The following is a 13711-nucleotide window of genomic DNA, read 5'->3' as shown; positions in this document are numbered from 1 at the left end:
CGCTGGATCATCCGTTTCTTACATGTCTTCGTGAGCAGAGGACCCTGGCGGCCCGTCGCGACTACTGCCGCGGGGGTTCGACCGGTTCGTACTCCTGTCCTACCGGCCGCTCCGCAGCCGGATACGCCCGGGTAGCACGCAGCCCGGGCAACCTGTTGATTGTGCCAGATCGCCGACGGTTTCTCGAAATCGTGAGTCGCCGGGCCATCGACCGGGGCCGTCGGGGCGGCGCCGGCGCGGGCACGACGGTGCGATCGAGCTCTTTCTCCGCGTCCTCGCGCAGGTTCGGCAGCAGGTCCGGGCGGCCGGCCATCAGGTCCTGGACGGCGATCTTGGCGCGGATCAGTGGGCGGCGCAGCCGGCGCTCGCGACGCAGCGCACGGAGCATGCGCCGCGAGTCCTGTTCGTACCGCCAGCGGGCCCAGGGCGCGCCCGGCCGGGAGAGCCGGATCGCGCCGATCAGCAGCAGCGGGAAGAAGAACAGCCCGATCAGCCCGGTCCAGATCTTCCCCTTGAGCAGCACGATCGCGGCGGTGCCGAGGCTGATGACGCCGAAGCCGATCTGCGCGGCCCGCTCGGGTGAGTCCCGGAACCCCGCGAAGTCCACGAGGTCGAGCGGGCGCAGTCCGAGGAGCAGTAGGCCGCTCATCGCGATCGCCACGAACACCGCGTCGACCGAGGCGCGCCCCTCCTCCTGCCAATACACGTCGCGCAGGTAGAGGATCAGCGCGAACTCGTCGAGGATCAGCGCGGCCCCCAACCCAAAGACGCCGGCGAGCACCGCGGCCGTCGTCTGGGTGGCCTTGTCGAAGTTCGCTATGAGGCCGATCGCCGAGCCCAGGCACAGCACCACGCCGAACACCATGTGGTGCAGGTGCAGGCCGCCGGGCGTGACGTTGCCGAACCACCAGCGCACCTTCGCCCGGATCAGCCGGACGCTGATCCGGATCCCCATGAAGCCCACGATCAGCCCGACGCAGAAGGTGAACAGCGGCAGCCGTCCCCCTCCGACGATGTCGTTCGCGAACCAGGTGGACATGCTTCCAACCTAGCGTCGGACATCGTCGTCGCAGGTCGGAACGCCGCGGGCGGCACACGACGCCCACGCGATGCGCGCGCGACTACTTCCCGAAGCCGGCCTTGCGCAGCGCGTCCGCCATCGAGCCCGACGGTGCCGCCTGCCCGCCTCCGCGCGACGCCCGGTTCTGGCCGCCGCCGCGCTGACCCTGGCCGCGGTTCTGCCCACCCTGGCCGCGCGAGCCACCGGGCTGCCCGCCGCGCGCGCCGCGGGCATCGCCCCGCGGACCGCCGCCGCGCTGCGCTCCCCCGCCGCGCGGGCCGCGCTCCTTCGGAGCGGCATCGTCGTTCAGCCGCAGCGAGAGGCCGATCCGCTGGCGTTCGACGTCCACGTCGACCACCTTCACCTTGACGACCTGGCCGGACTTGACCACCTCGTGCGGGTCGGAGACGTACCGGTCCGACATGGCGGAGACGTGCACGAGGCCGTCCTGGTGCACGCCGACATCCACGAACGCGCCGAACGCGGCGACGTTGGTGACGACGCCCTCCAGCACCATGCCCGGTTGCAGGTCGGAGACCTTCTCGACACCGGCCGCGAAGGTCGCGGTCGCGAAGGCGGGGCGCGGGTCCCGTCCCGGCTTCTCCAGCTCGGCGAGGATGTCGGTCACCGTCGGGACGCCGAACCGCTCGTCCGCCAGGTCCGCGGCGATGTCCGCCGGCCGCAGCTTCGCGAGCGCCGGGCCGTTGCCGATGAGCTCGGCGAGCGCCAGCCCCGAGCGGTCCAGGATCTTCCGCACCACGGGGTACGCCTCGGGGTGCACGCCGGAGGCGTCGAGCGGATCGTCGCCGCCGCGGATGCGCAGGAAGCCCGCGCACTGCTCGAAGGCCTTCGGGCCGAGTCGCGGCACGTCCAGCAGGCCCTTGCGGCTGCGGAAGGCGCCCGCGCCGTCGCGGTGCGCGACGATGGCAGCGGCCAGGTTCTCGGTGACGCCGGAGACGCGCGCGAGCAGCGGGGCCGAGGCGGTGTTGAGGTCCACGCCCACCGCATTCACCGCGTCCTCGACGACCGCGTCGAGCGACTTGGCGAGGCTGGCCTGCGAGACGTCGTGCTGGTACTGGCCCACGCCGATCGACTTGGGATCGATCTTCACCAGCTCGGCCAGCGGGTCCTGCAGGCGGCGGGCGATGGAGACGGCGCCGCGCAGCGAGACGTCCATGTCCGGCAGCTCCTGCGAGGCGTACTCGGACGCCGAGTAGATCGACGCGCCCGCCTCGCTGACGACGGCCTTGGCGGGCACCCGGGCGCCGGCCTTCTTGATCTCCGCCAGCAGCTCGGTGGTGAGGGCGTCGGTCTCGCGCGAGGCGGTGCCGTTGCCGATCGCGACCAGCTCCACGTCGTGCCGGGCGATGAGCGCGGCGAGCAGCGCCTTGCTCTTGTCCCACTGGTTCTGCGGCTGGTGCGGGTAGATGATCAGGGTGTCGAGCACCTTGCCGGTGCCGTCCACCACGGCCGTCTTCACGCCGTTGCGGAAGCCCGGGTCCAGACCCAGCGTCGGCCGGGTGCCGGCCGGCGCCGCCAGCAGCAGGTCCTTGAGGTTGGTGGCGAAGACGTGCACGGCGTCGTCCTCGGCGCGCTGCCGCAGCCGGGTCCGCGCGTCCACGGTCGCGGAGACCATCAGCTTGGTGCGCCAGGCCCATCGCGCGACGGTGCCGAGCCACTTGTCCGCCGGGCGCCCCTGGTTCGAGATGCCCAGCGTCGCCGCGACCATCGCCTCGTAGTCGGCGTCCTCGCCACCGTCGAACTGCAGGGAGAGCACCTCCTCCTTCTCCCCGCGCAGCACCGCGAGCACGCGGTGCGAGGGCATCTGCTCCAGCGGCTCGGAGAACTCGAAGTAGTCGCGGAACTTCTGCGCCTTCTGCGGGTCCGCTCCCTCGCGCACGCCGGTGCGCAGCGTCGAATCGGCCCAGAACTTCTCGCGGACGGTGCCCACCAGCTCGGCGTCCTCGGACGCCCGCTCGACCAGGATGTGGCGCGCGCCCTCGAGCGCCGCCGCCGCGTCGGCGACGTTCTCACCGAGGAACTCCGCGGCCAGCTCCTCGGGGACCAGCGTGGGATCGGACAGCAGGCGCTCCGCGAGCGGCTGCAGGCCGTTCTCCCGCGCGATCTGCGCCTTGGTGCGCCGCTTGACCTTGTACGGCAGGTAGATGTCCTCGACGCGGGCCTTGGTCTCGGCGGCGATCAGCGCCTCCCGGAGCTGCGGCGTCAGCTTGCCCTGCTCCTCGATGGAGGCGATCACGGCCGCGCGCCGGTCGTCGAGCTCGCGCAGGTAGCCGAGCCGTTCCTCCAGCGTGCGCAGCTGCGCGTCGTCGAGGCTGCCGGTGACCTCCTTGCGGTACCGGGCGATGAACGGCACCGTCGACCCCTCGTCGAGCAGCTGGACCGCGGCGGCCACCTGGTTCTCCCCCACCGAGAGCTCCTCGGCGATGCGGGCGGATACGGATTTCACGGGCGCGCTCGAATTCACGCGGCCACCCTACCGGCGGGCACCGACGAGATCCGCGATCACCGGCTCTGTGGCGCCGCACACCATCACCGCCTCGTAGGCGACATCGGCCAGCCCGACGCCGCCGTCGCGCACGAGGAAGTACAGCGCCGAGAGCACCCGCGCCGACTGGAAGCCCAGGATGTAGCCCGTGTGGTCACCGTCGAGCCGTCGGGCGTGGGCGTACGAATCGAAGTCCCGCGCGGCGGCGGCCAGGGAGTCCGCGGCGCCGCGGCGCGACCCCGGGGCGCGCCGCTCGTCCAACAGGATCTCGCCCGTGTGATCGAGGGCCGGATCCGCAGCGCGGTCGAGTGCGCCGGCGACGAGGGCGACCCCTGCGGCGTGCCGGTGCTCGGCGGGCACGGCCGCGACGGCCTCCGTCAGGTCGGGCAGGCTATTCGAGCGGTGCATCGGTGTCCCCCCAGTGCGTATTCCAGGCGTCCGCGGACCAACTCGGGGCGAAGCCCGCCTCGCGCAGGTACTCGCACACGTCGGGCGGCGGTTCGACGGCGCCCACCACCGGCCCGGGCGTGAAACCGTGTGCCGCACAGAAGGTGGCGATCGACAGCTCCGGCCAGGTCTCGTTGCCGGCGGCGAGCTCGCCGTCGCGCAGGACGACGCCGGGCCGCAGGTAGCCGTCGAGCTCGGTGGTCCCGATCAGCCGCCAGGGCCGCCCGGCCTCATCGGCGACCTCGGCGACGGCCATGCGCACCCAGCCGCGGGCCGGGCCGTCCACGGCCCCGCACAGCTCCCGCAGCCGCAGGTCGAGGTCGGCGGGTGCACCGGCCGGGATCGCGTAATGGGCGGCGCGGTGGGTGCCCTCGGCCGAGAGGGACCGGCCGAATCCACCCATCCCGGCCATGCCGGCCATCGGCGCCATCGAACCCACCGCAGCGCCGTGGCCGGCCGCGAGTTCGGCCGAGCGGCGGCGCGCCTCCTCGGCGGCGTCCTCGGTCTCCGCGCGGCCGCGCTCGTCCGCGACGTCGGCGGCCTGCTCGGCCCCCGGATCGTCGGGCGGGTTCTGGCCGCGGGCCTCGAGCCGGGCCAGCGCGGTGCGCGCGGCGACGTCCGTCATGCGGGCCCGGGTGTCCTCGACCAGCGTCGCGTACTCCGCATGGAAGGCCACCCGCGCGGCGTCCAGGTCGGCCGCCGTCACCAGCACGCCGGACGGTGCCGCGACTCCGAGCCGGGAGGCGATCCGCCGCGCTTCGTCGTGCGCGGCGACGTACTGCGCGCCGGTGCCCGCGTACGTGCCCGGTTCCTGCGGCCAGAACGACGGATCGGTCACCGGACGGCCTCGATCGCCCGGGCTCCGCGAGCGTCGGTCCCGGCGGTGGCCCGCGCGTGCGAGCGGATCCGCTCGGCGAGTCCGCGCAGCTCGGCGACGGAGGCGGCGTGCAGTTCCCGTGCCGCGGAATCGGATTCGGCGGGGACCGCGCCCAGCGCCCGCGCGTACGGATCGTCGGGCAGCGGCAGCGGCTCCGGTGCGCACAGTGCGTCCGCGAGGGCGTCGACGGTGCGCGCCTCCCGCTCCCAGTCGTGCGGGTCCAGTTCGAAGATCATGACGCGACCCGAGTCAGTTCGGCGCGCCGCTCGTAGTGCTCGCGGAGGGTGCCGACGGCCGTGGCGGCGAGCTCGGCGATCAAGGGCCCCAAGCGTTCCGGCGGATGGGCACGTGGCGTGCCGGGCGCCAGGTCCACGGCGACCACGTGCCCCCGCACATCGACGGTGACGGCGACGGTACGGTCCTGCGAGCGCGCCGTGACGCGGGCGGTGCGGAACTCCTCGTCGAGCCGCGCGAGGGCCGCTTCGCGCCGCTCGACCTCCGCGAGCAGGGCGGCGGCACCGCTGATCTCAGCCATGATTCCCCCGAATCCGCGGACGCCCCCACGCCCGCTCTCCCCCATCATGCCGTGGTGCCGCGCGGACGGTGCGGATTCGGCGGCAATCGCGTCCGGTGGTTCAGGTCGGGGACGGCGCGGCGGCGACGGCGGGCAGTTCCACGCGCAGCCGGGAACCGCCGCGCGGGGACTCCTCGAGCTGGGCGGTGCCGCCGTGGGCGCGCACGATCTCGTCGACGACGGCGAGCGCGAGCCCGCCGTCGGCATCGACACCGGCGCCGACCGTGAACGCGGCGTCCCGCCCGTCGGGCGGGACGGGCGGCCCGTCGTCGTCCACCCGCAGCACCACGACGTCGTCGATCCTGCCGATCCGCACCGTCACCGCACCGTCGGCGTTCGCGGCCGCCGCCTCGAGGGCGTGCTGCATCAGCAGCGCCAGATGCGTCCGAGCGCCCAGCACGAGGGTGGCGAGATCGCCCTCCACGAGGACGTCCACCCCCGACGGATTCCGGACGGCGGTCATCACCTCGAACCACGGCACGATCTCGCGGGGAGGCTGCTCACCCGCCCGCAATCGGGCGAGCAGGAGCAGTCCGCCGGCCGTGGCCTGGAGCCGGTCGAGATCGGCCAGGGCGCGGCGCACGGCGTCGGGCTCGCCGTCGGCATCGGCGACGCGCAGATCCGCGCGCAGATCCGCGATCGGGGCCTGCAGAGCCTGCGCCGCCTCGCCGACGAAGGCCAGGCGCCGGTCCGCGGCGTCCCGCCGGCGTTCGAGCGCGTCGGCGAGGGTGCGGGTGAGACCGGCGATCTCGTCGTCGCCGGTGGGCTCGGGCAAGCCGCCCGGCGCGCCGGTGTCGAGGTCGCGGTAGCGCCGCGCCAGCGCGCCGACCGGGCGCAGCGCGCACCCCGCGGCGATCCACGCCGAGAGTCCCGCGGCGAGCGCGACGAGGGGCGCGAGCAGCAGGCCTCCGGTCACGGCGGTCACCGCGATCGCGACGACCAGAGCGATCACCCCGGCGAGCAGGGACAGACGCAACCGGGCGGGCCCGGCGGGGGTCTCGGGCGGTTCGTCGCCCGGCGCGTGCCGCATCAGGTCATCCTCGCCGATCAGGGCGTCGGCGGGAGCAGATCGGGGCGACGGTCCGCGGTTCGCTCAAGGGATTGCTCGCGTCGCCACTGCGCGACCTTGGCGTGGTCCCCGGACAGGAGTACGGGCGGCACCGTGAGGTCGCGCCACGTCTCGGGGCGGGTGTAGGACGGACCTTCGAGCAGGCCGCCGGCCCCCTCGGAGAAGGAATCGTCCTGGTGGCTGAGCTTGTTGCCGAGGACGCCGGGGATGAGCCGGCCGAAGGCCTCGACCATGACGAGCACCGCGACCTCGCCGCCGATGAGCACGTAGTCGCCGATGGACACCTCGACGACCCGCACGCGTCGGGCGGCGTCGACGAAGACGCGCTGGTCGATGCCCTCGTAGCGGCCGCAGGCGAAGACGATGTGCTCCTCGCGCGCCCATTCGTGGGCCATGGCCTGCGTGAACGGCACTCCGGCGGGGGTGGGGACCACGAGCAGTGCGTCGTCGGGGCAGACGTCGTCGAGGGCCGGCCCCCACACGGTGGGTTTCATGACCATGCCGGGCCCGCCGCCGTAGGGCGAGTCGTCGACGGCCTTGTGCACGTCGTGGGTCCAGTTCCGCAGGTCGTGCACACCGAACTCGAGCAGGCCCTTGTCGACGGCCTTACCCAGGAGCGCCTGCCGCAGCGGCGCGAGGTACTCGGGGAAGATCGTCACCACGTCGATGCGCACGGGACTACTCCGGGTCGAGGAGACCGTCGGGCGGATCGACGGTGATCGCGCCACCGGCCAGGTCGACGTCCGGGACGATGGCCTTGACGAACGGGATGAGGATCTCGCGGCCGTCGGGCGTCTTCACCGACAGCAGCTCGCCGCCGGGCGGGTGCAGGACCTCGGCGATCACGCCCACGTCCTCGCCTCCGACGGTGCGCACGGCGAGGCCCTCGAGTTCGTGGTCGTAGAACTCGTCCGGATCGTCGCTGGGCTCCACGTCGGCGGAGTCGATGTAGAAGAGGGTGCCGCGCAGCTCGTCGGCGGCGGTGCGGTCGTCCACCCCCTGCAGACGCACCAGCAGCCTCCCGGAATGGTTCCGGGAGGCTGCCACGGTGTACGTCTGGTTCTGCTTCTCGCGGGGGCGCCGTCCGGTGAGGACGGCGCCGTCCGCGAAGCGGAGCTCGGGCGAATCGGTGCGCACATCCACGACGATCTCGCCGCGGATGCCGTGCGACTTGGCGACGCGGCCGATCACGAGCTCCATGTTCGTCAGCGAACCCGATCGGTGTCGACGACGTCGATCCGGATGCCCTTGCCACCGATGCCGGTGACGAGGGTGCGCAGGGCGGTGGCGGTGCGGCCGCTACGGCCGATCACCTTGCCCAGATCGTCCGGGTTCACGTGCACCTCGATCACGCGGCCGCGACGGCCGGTGATCAGGTCGACGCGGACGTCGTCCGGGTTCGACACGATGCCGCGCACGAGGTGCTCGACGGCGTCGGCGACGACGGCGCTCATTACTCGCCCTCGGCCGGAGCCTCGGCGGCGGCCTCGGCCGGAGCCTCAGCAGCCTCGGCGGGGGCCTCGTCGGCCTTCTTCTCCGCCTTCTTCTTGGGCGTGGTGGCGGCCGCGGCGGGCTCCTTGTCGGCCTCGGCGAGCGCGGCGTTGAAGAGGTCCAGCTTGGACGGCTTCTCGGCGGCGGTCTTCAGGGTGCCCTCGGCGCCCGGGAGGCCCTTGAACTTCTGCCAGTCACCGGTGATCTTCAGGAGGGCGAGCACGGGCTCGGTCGGCTGGGCGCCGACGCCCAGCCAGTACTGGACGCGCTCGGAGTCGATCGCGATGAGCGACGGCTCCTCCTTGGGGTGGTACTTGCCGATCGACTCGATCGCGCGGCCGTTGCGGCGGGTGCGCGAGTCGGCGATGACGACGCGGTACTGGGGGTTGCGGATCTTGCCGAGCCGCGTGAGCTTGATCTTGACAGCCATGTGCTGTGGTTCCTTCGTTCTCGAGTCACGTGTGCAATTCAGCGATGCGTCAGGATGAACGCACCCGGTTTTGCCGTCTGGTTGCGTGACCGCCGGGCGGTATCTCAGCCGCTGCCGGTCAGCAGCGGTCCATTGTGCCATGACCTGCGGCCGCGACGAAATCCAGGTCGGCGGCGCGGCACCCGCTCGCAGCCCGCACTCGGGCTGCACGGGCGGGGCCCCGCGCGTAGTTTCTGAGCATGAGCAACGACCCCCGCGACGACGAAGGCCTCCTCCTGCCGGCGTACGCCGGACGACTCGGCACCGAACCGCTCCCCCGCGCCCGCCTCGCGGACGAGGAGACGCCGCCGCTGGCGGCGTACCGCTTCGTCCACGACGAGCTCGTCCTCGACGGCCAGTCCCGGACCAATCTGGCCACGTTCGTCACCACCTGGATGGAACCGGAGGGCCAGGCCCTCATGGCCGAGTCCTTCGACAAGAACGCGATCGACCACGACGAGTACCCCGCGACCTCGGCGATCGAGTCCCGCACCGTCGCGATCGTCGCGCACCTCTTCCACGCTCCCGGCCTGGACCCGCACGATCCGGCGTCGGCGACCGGCGCGTCGACGATCGGCTCGTCCGAGGCGGTCATGCTCGCCGGCCTCGCGATGAAGTGGCGCTGGCGCAAGCAGCGGCGCGCCGCGGGCCTGGACGCGAGCACCCCCAACCTGGTGCTGGGATCGAACGTCCAGGTCGTCTGGGAGAAGTTCTGCCGCTACTTCGACGTGGAGCCGGTGTACCTGCCCATCGAACCGGGGCGCTACGTGGTCACGCCGGAGCAGGTGCGCGACGCTGTCGACGAGAACACCATCGGCGCGGTCACCCTCCTCGGCACCACCTTCACCGGCGAGTACGAAGACGTCGCCGGCGTCTGTGCCGCGCTCGACGAGCTGTCGGCGTCCGGCGGCCCCGACGTTCCGGTGCACGTCGATGCGGCGAGCGGCGGCTTCGTCGCCCCGTTCCTCGACCCGGACCTCGTGTGGGACTTCCGGCTGCCCCGCGTCTTCGCGATCAACACCTCCGGGCACAAGTACGGCCTGACCTACCCGGGCATCGGGTTCGTGATCTTCCGCGACCGCGCCGCCCTGGACGAGGACCTGGTCTTTCGCGTGAACTACCTCGGCGGCGACCTGCCGACCTTCACGCTCAACTTCTCGCGCCCCGGCGCGCAGATCATCGGGCAGTACTACAACTTCGTCCGGCTCGGCCGCAACGGCTACACCAAGATCATGCGGGCGCTGCGTGGCACCGCGATGTGGCTCGCCGCGCAGATCGCCTCCCTGCCGCACCTCACCGTGATCAGCGACGGCTCCGCGCTGCCGGTCGTCACGTTCTCCGTCGACGACGCGGCACCGTTCACGGCGTTCGACCTCTCACACGAACTGCGCGCGGCCGGCTGGCAGGTGCCGGCGTACACCATGCCGGCGGACGCCCAGGACGTCACGGTGCTGCGAATCGTCGTGCGCGAGGGCTTCTCGGGCGATCTGGCCGGCAAGCTCCGCGGGGACGTGATCGCCGCCCTGGCCCGACTGGACCCGCGCCACACCGCCGACGACCGCCGCGCGTTCCATCACTGAGTACCCGACGACGCCCTGAGCTGCGCAATCGCCCGCACGACACGCGGCTCGCCCGCCCGGCGCCGCAGTGCGGCTAGGCTCGGGGGCGAGCACGGTCGCCGTCGCGTGACACGCGCCACTTCGGCGCTGTAGTTGCGAGAGCAATGGTTACCAGCGGGTAAACTCCACCCCGTTGTCGCCTGCGCGGTGCACCGTCAGCCCGGTGTAGCCCACTGCCAGGCCACGTTCAGCACCCCAGCAGGAACGGACCGCAGACTCAGCTCATGGCCACGCACCTGGATCGATCCACCGCGTCCCCGGTCGCCACCGGTGACGCGGCGGGCTCCCCGTCGCGCGGCGGTTACCTCTACCAGCTGGATTTCGTCCGCACCATCACGTTCCTGCTCGTGGTCTTCATCCACACGCTGACCAATACCAACGACGAGGTCAACGGCACCGTCACCAACGCGATCGCGATGAACCTGCACTTCACCCGCAACGCCTTCTTCGCGCTGACGGGCCTGGTGCTGGCCTACGGCATCGTCGAGCGCGGCGCCCGGCTGAGCCCGGTCCGGTTCTGGCGCAAGCGGCTCACGCTGGTGATCACGCCGTTCGTGCTGTGGGCGTTCGCCTACTGGGTCTACGACATGGTCGCCGGTGGCGTCGGCGGCGAGATCCCGCACCGGCTGGGCGAGTTCTGGGACGCCCTGAAGTGGGGCGGCCCCGCGGGCGGCTACCAGCTCTACTTCATCTTCGTCACCCTGCAGATCTACGTGCTGTTCCCCCTGATCTTCGCGTTCGCGGAACGCACCCGCCGCTACCACGGCCGCATCCTGCTGGTGAGCGCCGTGCTGCAGGTCGGCATCTACACGGCCGCCACCTACTGGAACCCCACCTCCGGCTGGTGGAGCGAGAACTTCTGGCACCTCTACGCCACGTTCGTGCCGTACCAGTTCTTCATTCTGCTGGGCGTGTTCACCGCCTTCCACCGCGAGCGGGTCGAGGCCGTCCTGCTGCGGCACGCTCCCGTGGTGCTGGGCCTCGCGGCGCTGACCGCGGTGGGCGCGCAGGTCCTCTACCGGGCCCGCCTCAACGACGAGACCGCGCCGATCGTGGCGTCGGCGGTCTTCCAGCCCGGCAACTTCGTGCTGTACGTCGTGCTGGTGGCAGCGGTCTACACCGTCGGGCTGCTGCTGGCCCGCAACCGGCACCGTGTCCCACGGCTCACGCGCTTCGCCTCCTACGGCGCGAAGCGCTCCTTCGGCGTCTTCCTGGTGCACGTCATGGTGCTCGCACTGTTGCTGCTGCCCCGGACGTCCGACGGCGCCTCCTGGCTCACGACGGTGCTGCCCTCGCCCCTGGGGACGGCGGTGGCGTACGCGCTCACGATCGCGATCACGCTCGCCGTCGTGGAACTGCTCAGCCGGGCCCCGAAGGCGCAGTGGTGGGTCGGTCGCCCGCGCCCCGCGAAGCGTCGCACCCCGCCGCCCACGGCCCGCGAGGACGCCCCGTCGACGCAGGACAACGACCTGCTCGGCATCTCCCGCACCTCCACCTCTTGACTCTCCCCTCACTGGAGACCGCAGGCTGATCCCGTGACCGACGACAACGCACTGTTCAGCATCGGCGACGTCGCGGCCCGGACCGGGGCATCGGTGAAGACCATCCGGTTCTGGTCGGACGAGGGCCTCGTCCCCACGGTCCGCAGCGCTGCCGGATACCGGCTCTACGATGCGGATTCGGTGGCGCGGCTCGAGCTGGTGCGGACCCTGCGCGAACTGGGCCTGGACGTCAAGACGGTGCGCGCCGTCCTCGCGGAGCGCACGAGCCTCGCCGCGGTGGCGGATGCCCACGCGCAGGCCCTCGACGCCCAGATCCGCACGCTGCGGATCCGGCGGGCGGTGCTGCGGTCGGTCGCGACCCGGAACAGCACGACCGAGGAGCTGAGAATCATGCACGAGATGGCGACACTGTCCGCGGCGCAGCGCCAGCGGATCATCGACGAGTTCGTCGACGAGGCCTTCGCCGGAATCGCCCCGGACGCCCCCGGCGCGCACATCGCGCACGGGATGCGCTCGATGCCGGCCGCATTGCCCGACGATCCGACGCCCGCACAGGTGGACGCGTGGATCGAACTGGCGGCGCTCGTCGCGGACGAGGACTTCCGGGCCCGCGCCCGGGAGATGGCCGTGACCGGGGCGGCTGCGACCGCGCCACCGGTGATGGTGGACCTCGAGGCCGCCCGCGCGGCGGCCGAAGGCGGTACGGACCCGGCGTCGGACGACGCCGGAGCCCTGCTGGACGCACTCGTCCCGGCGGGCACGGACCGGGCCGCACTGGCCGAGCAGATGGTGACCTTCACCGACGCCCGCGTCGAGCGCTACTGGGCGCTGCTCGGGATCCTCAACGACTGGCCCGCCCGCCCGGCGACGGTGCCGGTCGCGCAGTGGGTGATCGCCGCGCTCCGCGCGCACGCCTGAGCGACGGGGCGCGGGGCCGGGCCGGACGCACGGATCAGCGCGGCAGGTCGGCGAGCACACCCCGCACGACCACGGCCGACGGTGCCGGCAGCCCGCCGTGCGCGAGCGCCACGCGCGGATCCACGTCGTAGATCACGAGATCCGCGGGGGCACCGTCGTCGAGTCCCGCGAAGCCGAGCCACTGCCGCGCCCGCCAGGACGCGGCGGCGATCGCCTCCTCGGCGGGCATGACGGCGGCGAGCGCCTCGATCTCGCGGGGAAGGGCGCCGTGCACGTTGAAACCGCCGGCATCGGTGCCCGCGTACATCGCGACACCGGCCTCCCAGGCGGCGCGGAAGGTGGCCCGGCGCCGATCGTGCAGCGCCATCATGTGGCGGTGGTAGGTGGGGAACTTCTCCTGCGCGGGCGCCGCGATGGAGGGGAAGTTCTCGATCTGGATCATGGTGGGCACCAGTCCGATCCCTTTCTCCACCATGATGTCGATGGTGTCCGGTGTGAGGCCGGAACCGTGTTCGATGGCGTCCACGCCGGCGGCCAGCAGCCCCGGCAGGGCTTCCTCGCCGAAGACGTGCGCGGTGATCCGCGCGCCCGCGTCGTGGGCCACCGCGACCGCCTCGGCGAGCACGTCGTCGGGCCACAGCGGCGCGAGATCGCCGACGGACCGGTCGATCCAGTCCCCCACCAGTTTGATCCACGGGTGCCCCTCGGCGGCGCGCCGGCGCACCGCGTCGACGAGCTGCGAGGGGTCCTCGAGTTGCTCGCCGAGTCCGCGGGTGTACCGCTTGACCAGTGCGATGTGGCGGCCCATGCGGACGAACCGCGGCAGGCCGGGCCGACCGTCGAGGGGCGAGGTGTCGAGGTCGGATCCGGGTTCGCGGATCACGGTCACCCCCACCGCGACGTCCTCGAGCGCCAGCGCGCGGCCCTGGACGAGGTCGGGTTCCCCGTCGGCGACGATGCCCACGTGGCAATGGGCGTCGACGTACCCGGGGACGGCGAAGCCGGTCAGTTCCACGCGCGGCGCCGCGGTGCCGGGATCGGAGAGGCGCACGGCACCGTCGGAGACCCAGAACTCGCCGTCGCCGCCGGGCAGCACCGTGCCGGAGAAGTGCAGATCGCTCACGGGGCAACCCTACGTCGCGAAACCGGACGATTGCGACGGTATGGCGCCACGACGAT

At 72.4% G+C, this 13711-nt stretch carries 15 protein-coding genes; 3 read left to right on the top strand and 12 right to left on the bottom strand.

What is annotated here, in order from left to right; translation table 11 throughout:
- Nucleotides 1-61: 61 nt before the first annotated feature.
- The 11 genes from BLQ62_RS09320 to rpsP form a co-directional block, all read right to left on the bottom strand.
- The gene (locus BLQ62_RS09320) at nucleotides 62-1039 is read right to left on the bottom strand and encodes a hypothetical protein (RefSeq protein ID WP_068565776.1); all 978 of its coding nucleotides are present in this window, start codon (nucleotides 1037-1039) and stop codon (nucleotides 62-64) included.
- Between the two features lie 82 nt (nucleotides 1040-1121).
- The gene (locus BLQ62_RS09315; RefSeq protein ID WP_068565778.1) at nucleotides 1122-3545 is read right to left on the bottom strand and encodes a Tex family protein; all 2424 of its coding nucleotides are present in this window, start codon (nucleotides 3543-3545) and stop codon (nucleotides 1122-1124) included.
- 9 nt (nucleotides 3546-3554) lie between these two features.
- Nucleotides 3555-3974, bottom strand: coding sequence for a hypothetical protein (locus tag BLQ62_RS09310; RefSeq protein WP_068535585.1), 420 nt, complete (start codon nucleotides 3972-3974; stop codon nucleotides 3555-3557).
- Complete coding sequence (locus BLQ62_RS09305; RefSeq protein ID WP_068535586.1) at nucleotides 3958-4851, bottom strand: hypothetical protein; 894 nt, start codon at nucleotides 4849-4851, stop codon at nucleotides 3958-3960. Before BLQ62_RS09305 ends, BLQ62_RS09310 begins: the two co-directional genes overlap by 17 nt.
- On the bottom strand, nucleotides 4848-5126 hold the full coding sequence (locus BLQ62_RS09300; RefSeq protein ID WP_068565781.1) for a hypothetical protein: 279 nt from the start codon (nucleotides 5124-5126) through the stop codon (nucleotides 4848-4850). The genes BLQ62_RS09305 and BLQ62_RS09300 overlap by 4 nt, the downstream gene beginning before the upstream one ends.
- Nucleotides 5123-5425, bottom strand: coding sequence for a YbaB/EbfC family nucleoid-associated protein (locus BLQ62_RS09295; protein ID WP_068565782.1), 303 nt, complete (start codon nucleotides 5423-5425; stop codon nucleotides 5123-5125). The genes BLQ62_RS09300 and BLQ62_RS09295 overlap by 4 nt, the downstream gene beginning before the upstream one ends.
- A gap of 100 nt (nucleotides 5426-5525) precedes the next feature.
- Nucleotides 5526-6494, bottom strand: coding sequence for an ATP-binding protein (locus tag BLQ62_RS09290; RefSeq protein ID WP_068565783.1), 969 nt, complete (start codon nucleotides 6492-6494; stop codon nucleotides 5526-5528).
- A gap of 17 nt (nucleotides 6495-6511) precedes the next feature.
- Nucleotides 6512-7207 carry a tRNA (guanosine(37)-N1)-methyltransferase TrmD gene (trmD, locus tag BLQ62_RS09285; RefSeq protein WP_068565785.1) on the bottom strand — a complete coding sequence of 232 codons (696 nt, stop codon included), beginning with the start codon at nucleotides 7205-7207 and terminating at the stop codon, nucleotides 6512-6514.
- 4 nt (nucleotides 7208-7211) lie between these two features.
- Nucleotides 7212-7733: a ribosome maturation factor RimM gene (rimM, locus tag BLQ62_RS09280; protein ID WP_068535594.1), complete on the bottom strand. Its 522-nt coding sequence runs from the start codon at nucleotides 7731-7733 to the stop codon at nucleotides 7212-7214.
- 5 nt (nucleotides 7734-7738) lie between these two features.
- Nucleotides 7739-7987 (bottom strand): RNA-binding protein, encoded by a 249-nt coding sequence (locus BLQ62_RS09275; RefSeq protein ID WP_013126270.1) that lies wholly within the window; start codon nucleotides 7985-7987, stop codon nucleotides 7739-7741.
- Nucleotides 7987-8454, bottom strand: coding sequence for a 30S ribosomal protein S16 (gene rpsP, locus BLQ62_RS09270; RefSeq protein WP_068535595.1), 468 nt, complete (start codon nucleotides 8452-8454; stop codon nucleotides 7987-7989). Before rpsP ends, BLQ62_RS09275 begins: the two co-directional genes overlap by 1 nt.
- 239 nt (nucleotides 8455-8693) lie before the next feature.
- On the opposite strand from rpsP, the gene gad reads away from it, so the two are divergent.
- The 3 genes from gad to BLQ62_RS09255 all read left to right on the top strand — a co-directional run bounded on the left by gad (nucleotide 8694) and on the right by BLQ62_RS09255 (nucleotide 12532).
- Nucleotides 8694-10073, top strand: a complete 1380-nt coding sequence (gene gad / locus BLQ62_RS09265; protein WP_068565787.1) for a glutamate decarboxylase — start codon at nucleotides 8694-8696, stop codon at nucleotides 10071-10073.
- Nucleotides 10074-10336: 263 nt separating this feature from the next.
- Nucleotides 10337-11614 (top strand): acyltransferase, encoded by a 1278-nt coding sequence (locus tag BLQ62_RS09260; protein WP_068565789.1) that lies wholly within the window; start codon nucleotides 10337-10339, stop codon nucleotides 11612-11614.
- 33 nt (nucleotides 11615-11647) lie between these two features.
- Entirely contained in the window at nucleotides 11648-12532 is an 885-nt protein-coding gene (locus BLQ62_RS09255; RefSeq protein WP_068565791.1) for a MerR family transcriptional regulator, read from the top strand.
- Nucleotides 12533-12566: 34 nt separating this feature from the next.
- On the opposite strand, the gene BLQ62_RS09250 is transcribed toward BLQ62_RS09255, so the two are convergent.
- Nucleotides 12567-13655, bottom strand: a complete 1089-nt coding sequence (locus BLQ62_RS09250; RefSeq protein WP_170842904.1) for an amidohydrolase family protein — start codon at nucleotides 13653-13655, stop codon at nucleotides 12567-12569.
- Nucleotides 13656-13711 lie beyond the last annotated feature (56 nt).

Source organism: Tsukamurella pulmonis, assembly GCF_900103175.1.
Taxonomy (GTDB): domain Bacteria; phylum Actinomycetota; class Actinomycetes; order Mycobacteriales; family Mycobacteriaceae; genus Tsukamurella; species Tsukamurella pulmonis.
The sequence above is the reverse complement of the archived record's forward strand: the minus strand, read 5'-3'. Positions and strand labels throughout refer to the sequence as shown.

Excerpts from the sequence above, each read along its gene's own strand:
- BLQ62_RS09320 (WP_068565776.1), bottom strand. The coding sequence starts at position 1,039 with ATGTCCACCTGGTTCGCGAACGACATCGTCGGAGGGGGACGGCTGCCG.
- BLQ62_RS09310 (WP_068535585.1), bottom strand. The coding sequence starts at position 3,974 with ATGCACCGCTCGAATAGCCTGCCCGACCTGACGGAGGCCGTCGCGGCC.
- BLQ62_RS09300 (WP_068565781.1), bottom strand. The coding sequence starts at position 5,126 with ATGATCTTCGAACTGGACCCGCACGACTGGGAGCGGGAGGCGCGCACC.
- BLQ62_RS09295 (WP_068565782.1), bottom strand. The coding sequence starts at position 5,425 with ATGGCTGAGATCAGCGGTGCCGCCGCCCTGCTCGCGGAGGTCGAGCGG.
- BLQ62_RS09290 (WP_068565783.1), bottom strand. The coding sequence starts at position 6,494 with ATGCGGCACGCGCCGGGCGACGAACCGCCCGAGACCCCCGCCGGGCCC.
- rimM (WP_068535594.1), bottom strand. The coding sequence starts at position 7,733 with ATGGAGCTCGTGATCGGCCGCGTCGCCAAGTCGCACGGCATCCGCGGC.
- BLQ62_RS09275 (WP_013126270.1), bottom strand. The coding sequence starts at position 7,987 with ATGAGCGCCGTCGTCGCCGACGCCGTCGAGCACCTCGTGCGCGGCATC.
- rpsP (WP_068535595.1), bottom strand. The coding sequence starts at position 8,454 with ATGGCTGTCAAGATCAAGCTCACGCGGCTCGGCAAGATCCGCAACCCC.
- gad (WP_068565787.1), top strand. The coding sequence starts at position 8,694 with ATGAGCAACGACCCCCGCGACGACGAAGGCCTCCTCCTGCCGGCGTAC.
- BLQ62_RS09260 (WP_068565789.1), top strand. The coding sequence starts at position 10,337 with ATGGCCACGCACCTGGATCGATCCACCGCGTCCCCGGTCGCCACCGGT.